Source organism: Methanospirillum sp. (assembly GCF_028679455.1).
In the GTDB taxonomy this organism is placed as follows: Archaea; Halobacteriota; Methanomicrobia; order Methanomicrobiales; family Methanospirillaceae; genus Methanospirillum.
Map to the genome: position 1 here is coordinate 1 of NZ_JAJRBM010000083.1, position 5,752 is coordinate 5,752.

At 50.8% G+C, this 5,752-nt stretch carries 5 protein-coding genes and 1 pseudogene; 3 read left to right on the forward strand and 3 right to left on the reverse strand.

Annotated features, from left to right (window positions below):
* The 3 genes from LUQ50_RS02675 to LUQ50_RS02685 form a co-directional block, all read left to right on the forward strand.
* Window positions 1-877: hypothetical protein (locus LUQ50_RS02675; RefSeq protein ID WP_300035785.1), on the forward strand; the 877-nt coding region annotated here is incomplete at its 5' end.
* 52 nt (window positions 878-929) lie between these two features.
* The gene (locus tag LUQ50_RS02680; protein ID WP_300035788.1) at window positions 930-1,490 is read left to right on the forward strand and encodes a hypothetical protein; all 561 of its coding nucleotides are present in this window, start codon (window positions 930-932) and stop codon (window positions 1,488-1,490) included.
* 54 nt (window positions 1,491-1,544) lie between these two features.
* Window positions 1,545-2,699 (forward strand): FAD-dependent oxidoreductase, encoded by a 1,155-nt coding sequence (locus LUQ50_RS02685; protein WP_300035791.1) that lies wholly within the window; start codon window positions 1,545-1,547, stop codon window positions 2,697-2,699.
* Between the two features lie 27 nt (window positions 2,700-2,726).
* Here the strand turns inward: LUQ50_RS02685 and LUQ50_RS02690 are convergent, their stop codons facing one another.
* The 3 genes and pseudogenes from LUQ50_RS02690 to LUQ50_RS02700 all read right to left on the reverse strand — a co-directional run.
* Window positions 2,727-3,995, reverse strand: coding sequence for a DNA methyltransferase (locus tag LUQ50_RS02690; protein ID WP_300035794.1), 1,269 nt, complete (start codon window positions 3,993-3,995; stop codon window positions 2,727-2,729).
* Between the two features lie 7 nt (window positions 3,996-4,002).
* Window positions 4,003-5,448 carry a fumarate reductase (CoM/CoB) subunit TfrB gene (gene tfrB, locus LUQ50_RS02695; protein ID WP_300035797.1) on the reverse strand — a complete coding sequence of 482 codons (1,446 nt, stop codon included), beginning with the start codon at window positions 5,446-5,448 and terminating at the stop codon, window positions 4,003-4,005.
* Window positions 5,445-5,752: pseudogene (locus LUQ50_RS02700) on the reverse strand (fumarate reductase/succinate dehydrogenase flavoprotein subunit); the annotation flags it as partial. The gene tfrB and the pseudogene LUQ50_RS02700, both read right to left, overlap by 4 nt.

Below are 5,752 nucleotides of genomic sequence, written 5' to 3' on the forward strand. Positions count from 1 at the left end.
AATACCGGGAGTGGGAATGAGTGGATCTGCACTCATATCGCTGGATACTGCTGATCAGGGTTTATCCGGGTATATCTTCTCAATCTTTCCGGAAAATCCACAGGTTGCGAAAATTACCGGGGTAGCATTCCCCGAATGGGCTTCACTCTCCGAGGCAACACCGGGGGATGGTGCGGCATATACCATCAGGGCGCTTGATCTGAACGATGCGATCGGGTATCATGCCCAGAGTGTCCCACTCGCCACGCTTAACCTCCAGGGTATAACTTCAGGAAGTACCCGGATTATGATCGAGGTCAGGCAGCTCGATGATGACAATGGAAAATCTGTGGATGCCCAACTGACTCCGGGTCAGGTTACCGTCGTGAATGGTGGAGGAGACCAGGATATTAATCTCCAACTTGTCCGCGGGTGGAATTTTGTGAGTATCCCCATGACATTACTGTCCGGGTCAAACACAGCAGAAATATTCAAGGATGTTCCAAGCGGTGGTCACTCAATCTTTTCATATGATCCGGTGAAGGGCTGGAGTATTGTTGGTCGGACCGAACCTCTCACTCCGATGAATGCGTACTGGATATACACCGAGCAGGCTCTGTCAATACCGTTGAAGATTCAGGGACCTGCGGTCTCTCCAAAGTCATTGAGTTCAGGCTGGAATATCATCGGCATATCAGGCAGAACCCCTGTTCCTGCTGCAGATGCTCTCCGGAGTCTTTCTGACTGGACCTATGTTATTGGATTTGACGCTGCAGGACAGCAATATCAGCAGCCGATCATCAGGGGAGGTTCAGGCCAGCATTCTGACCAAACCCCACTGGTACCAGGAGCAGGGTACTGGATCCATCTCTCTGTTCCCGGACAACTCAACCCCTGACAGGGGTAAATCCATTTATTTCTCGGTGCCATTGTACTGAGAGTCTTGTCCATTGGGGATAGACTCGGACGCTGATATCATGTACCTGAAAACCGGAATAATTCTGTTATCACTCATTTTCATTGTCAGCGGTGTGTCTGCAATTCCACCACTGCCGTATGAGTTCTATGGCAACGCCACGATGAATGGAACCCCAATCCCAGCAGGAACTGTTATTTCTGCAAAGATTGGTGAGACCGAAGTTGGGAACATTACGGTTGGAAAGGCCGGAATGTATGGAGGTTCAGAAACTTTTGACAAACGTCTGGTCGTGAATGGTGATGAGAAGCAGATCGGTCAGTATATCACCTTCAGTGCCCTTGGCATTGAGGCAGCTCAGAAGGTAAAACTCTGGGCAGGCGAGTCCCAGCGTCTTGATCTGACCTTTGCTCCAGGAGTGGCAGGAAGTATCGATGCCTCAATAACTCCTTCTCAACAGACTAATACCCCGGATATTCCCACCAAAGAGCCGGCAAAAGAACCGGTAAAAGAACCGACAAAGGCAGCTCCTTTGATTGCTGCACCGATTGTTGCCGGTCTTCTTGCGCTTGTATTGTTTGCGCGACGATCATAACCGGTTCTCTCTTTTTCGCGTATCTTCTTATCTTTCCACTACCTATCTGCCTGTATGCCACAGGTGACCGTATATTCTACTCAGAACTGCCCGTATTGTCGTCTGGCCAAAGCATTTCTCGACCGGTATGGGGTTGAATACCGGAGTGTTGATGTTGGTGTTGATCGCAAGGCAGCGAAAGAGATGGTTGAATTATCAGGCCAGTATGGTGTTCCGGTGATCACTGTTGATGACGAGGTGATAGTGGGGTTTGATTCTAACCGGCTCTCTGCACTCTTTGGCAATGATCCTGAAACATCAGTCTTTGATGTCATCATCATTGGCGCAGGTCCTGCAGGAATGACTGCAGCCCTGTACTGTGCACGTAAAAATCTGAAGACGATCATCATCTCTGAAGATATCGGTGGTCAGGCTCTGGAGAGCTGGAATATTGAAAATTATATGGGATACCGGATGGTCACCGGGGATGAACTGATGTCCCGCTTTGAAGAACAGATACGGCAGACCAATATCCAGATAGAACTTGATCAGATCACTCAGCTTCTGCCGGTATCTGGTGGATATCAGGTAAAAACCACATCCGAAAAACAGTTCACCGGAAAGAGTATCATTCTGGCGCAGGGTAAGCGTCCGCGTCGGCTAGGACTGGATCGAGAGGAAGAGTTTACCGGACGGGGAATCTCGGTCTGTGCTACCTGTGACGGACCTCTCTTTAAAGAGCGGGTAGTCGCTATTGTCGGGGGTGGCAACTCAGCACTGCAGACTGCAATCGAGATGAGTGGCATTGCCACAACCGTTCATCTTATAGTACGGAGTAAGATTCGGGCAGATGCGGTGTATGAAAATCAGATTGCAACCCACCAAAACATCATCATTCATCCTGGCACTGAAGTTGCAGAACTGAAAGGAACCGATCGCCTCAATGCTATCGTGATCAAAGAACGGCTGAGTGACAAGCGTGAAGAACTACAGGTAGACGGACTCTTTACTGAGATTGGCTGGATTCCGAACACCGGGTTCTTGGAAGGATTGCTTGATCTGAATTATCAGAAAGAGATCGAGATAGATATCAACTGCCGTACCAGCGCTCCGGGGATTTTTGCCGCTGGTGATGTCACCGCGGTACTCGGGAAACAGATCATCATCGCTGCCGGCGAGGGAGCAAAAGCAGCATTATCTGCGTTCGATTATCTGATGGTAAACCGGTAACCGTGTGGATGTTCTCGGCAACTCAGTTCAACGCTCCTCTTTTTGAAACAGAACAATCCGGTTCGTATTGGTGCCACTTTCCATGTTTGAAACCCCCCAGATGTTTGCAGTCTTGGTAAAGTCCTGGCTGTTTATCACGATACCAAAGCACGTAAATCCAGCGTTTTTCCCGATGGGAACAATAACCTCATCAAGCATAACCGAGCGGTTTCTCACCTCACCGACCTCAAAAGCAACCCATCCACCAGGTCTTGTGATCCTGAAGAGTTCATGAAAGACTCCCTGCATCACGTCAGCCCAGTCACTGACCTTCCGAAGACGGGTTATCCGTGATGCAATCTCTTCTTCATCAATCCCGTTGAACCAGCATCGGAGCCAGTTGTCAGCAGAATACTGGACAATGTCAAGAAACGGTGGAGAGGTCACCGTCAGACTGACCGAATTATCAGGTATTGCCGGTGTTCTCTGTGCATCCCCGGTCAGAAACAGAAGCCCTTCGCCAGCCTCCCTGAGGTTTCTGCTCTCCTGTTCTGATATCTCTTTCACGAGCATCCGTGTTTTTTTGAGCATGATATCACGGGTGCTCCGGTATGGAGGGTGTTGTCCTCTGGTTTCATTGATCCTGATCTGGCGATCCGGTGAGACTGCCTGATTTGGAGGGAGGGTATATACCGAGAAGAATCCTGGAGAGTGTCCGGTCAACCGGTTTGTTGCTACCATCCGGATCCACTGATCGGTATGATCAAGTATTCCTGCACACTCACGTTCCAGGAGATATCGCCTGAGGGAGATGATCTCAGCTTCTGTTTCCGGGTGATAGAACATCGAGAGATCCCGATCTGCTTTCAGGCCACGTTCATAGGGAATGGAAAGGAGTCTCGCTTTGACTTCGCCGGGGTCCGGGATGAAAAACCGTGGAAAGGTCAGAATTCTGGAGAGTGGATTGATATCATTTGCAATGACATGTCTCCCGAGCAGCCCTGCTTCAAGGGGGGTCGTTCCTCTTCCGGCAAAGGGATCATACACACACTCTCCGGGTTTTGTCAGGAGATTGATGAAAAACCTGGGAAGCTGGGGTTTGAAGCAGGCCCGGTAGGAGATCTCGTGGATCTTTGCAGCCTGTCGCTGTCGCGCAGTCCAATACTCGTTCGTATACCGGATAGTTTCGGATCCGGAAATTGTGACCGTATCCAGAAAGGTTGTTCCCTCACGGAGCGTTCGCTGGCCGGATAATTCATCATCCAGAATAAATGACCGGAGGTAGGCATCGACCTCCGCAGGATCTCGTCTGCTCATCCTACGGTTACTGACCCTCTTTTTTCCGGTATCCTTCGAGTAGGATGGTCATCAGGTTCTTAACCGGTTTGTCGGTATGTTCCTGGATATGGTATTCACAGAAAGGACAGATGGTGATAACTGCATCAGCTCCGGTTGCTTCGATGGCGTTCCTCCGCATTTCTCCGAGTGCAGCAGCTTCTTCCGGCATTCCTGATCTGACACCACCACCTGAGCCACAGCACTGGGCAGGCATCTCCACAAACGATCCCGCTACTCTTCTCAGCAGCTCCCGGGGCTGGTTGCTGATACCCTGGCCGTTCAACAGGTGGCAGGGATCATGATAGGTGAATTTTTCCTCAAGCCGTGCGGGTTTTGGGATCTCCATCCTGGTCAGAATCTCGGTAACATCTTTTACCGTGAATGGGGTCTGATAATCATGCTTCAGGGTGGATCCACATCCGGCGCACATCGTCATCACTGTGGTGATTCCCCGGCTGGTGAACACCCGGATGTTCCGCTCTTTGATCTTATCGATGAATCCGGTCTGACCTGTTCTGATGAGCGGGGATCCACAGCATATCTGATCCTTTGGAATGATGACCCGGATCCCGACACGTTTCATCACCTCCAGCAGGTCAAGGGCACGCTCAGGAAGGCGCCCGTTGAACATGCAACCGACAAAGAATCCTACCTCACCCCTCACCGGGCCGAGGGGTTCGATGACCTCTGGCACCTGGTCAAGGAATGTCTTGTCTGTGGTCTCGACACTTCGCCCGGTACGCTTCACCAGTTCAGCAACTGCCTGGTGCCGTGGCAGGGTTAGTCCGTCACGGTTTGCAATCTCACGCAGTTTCTCGATTGCCTTGCCTGGGATCTCGATCTCCTTTGGACAGACCACCCTGCACCGCTGACAACTGGTGCAGGTAAACAGTCCCTGGGCTATGGCATCTCTGATCCTGGTTTCGGTCTCACGTGGATCCAGGGCAATGCGCATCTGTGCCCGCATTGATGTCGGACCAATGAAATCGGTCACCTTCATGGCCGGACAAACTGAAACACAGGAGAGACATTCGATGCAGTCACGCAATGGTTTGAGCTTTGCTATCTGTGCATGATCCGGGATATCATAACAATCACAAGGGTGAATCCGGGGAATTTTGTTAATTCCAGGAACCAGTTCTACCATCAGATCCTTTATCACCGGCAGATCAAGGGGTTCGATACGCATCCCGTCAGTTGCTTCAGTCATACAGGCAAGGGCAGGTTCACCATTGACTCTGACTGCGCAACTCCCGCACTGGCCTGCACGACAGCTGGATCTAAATGCCAGGGTCGGGTCTTGCAGGTGAACTGCCTGAAGTACATTCAGAATACGTGCCCCTTCATTCACCGACACGGTATATGGTTCAACGTGCGTCTTCTCATCGGTGGTAGGATCAAAGCGTGCGATGGTACCCGTTAATTGGATCATGCGACCTCCTTCTGCTCAATCGAGACACCCTGCTGGGAGATGTGAGTATGACCAAACGGAGACGAGGTATTGTCCCAGGTCTGGGTTATATCAGTCCTGACATGTGCGCCCCGCGACTCCTGTCTGGTAAGGGCAGAGATCACAATCAGACGAGCAGTAGTCAGCATATTTTTCACAATACTGCATTCTGCAAACTCTTCAGGAACCGATGCTCGCATGTGGATCTGTTCAAGCGATTCAAAGGTTGAGAGGGTCTTCTGCAGATCTTCACGGTTCCTGTATATTCCTGCCCCGCTCCACATTG

Coding starts and splice junctions, on each gene's coding strand:
- LUQ50_RS02685 (WP_300035791.1), top strand. CDS start 1,545: ATGCCACAGGTGACCGTATATTCTACTCAGAACTGCCCGTATTGTCGT.
- LUQ50_RS02690 (WP_300035794.1), bottom strand. CDS start 3,995: ATGAGCAGACGAGATCCTGCGGAGGTCGATGCCTACCTCCGGTCATTT.
- tfrB (WP_300035797.1), bottom strand. CDS start 5,448: ATGATCCAATTAACGGGTACCATCGCACGCTTTGATCCTACCACCGAT.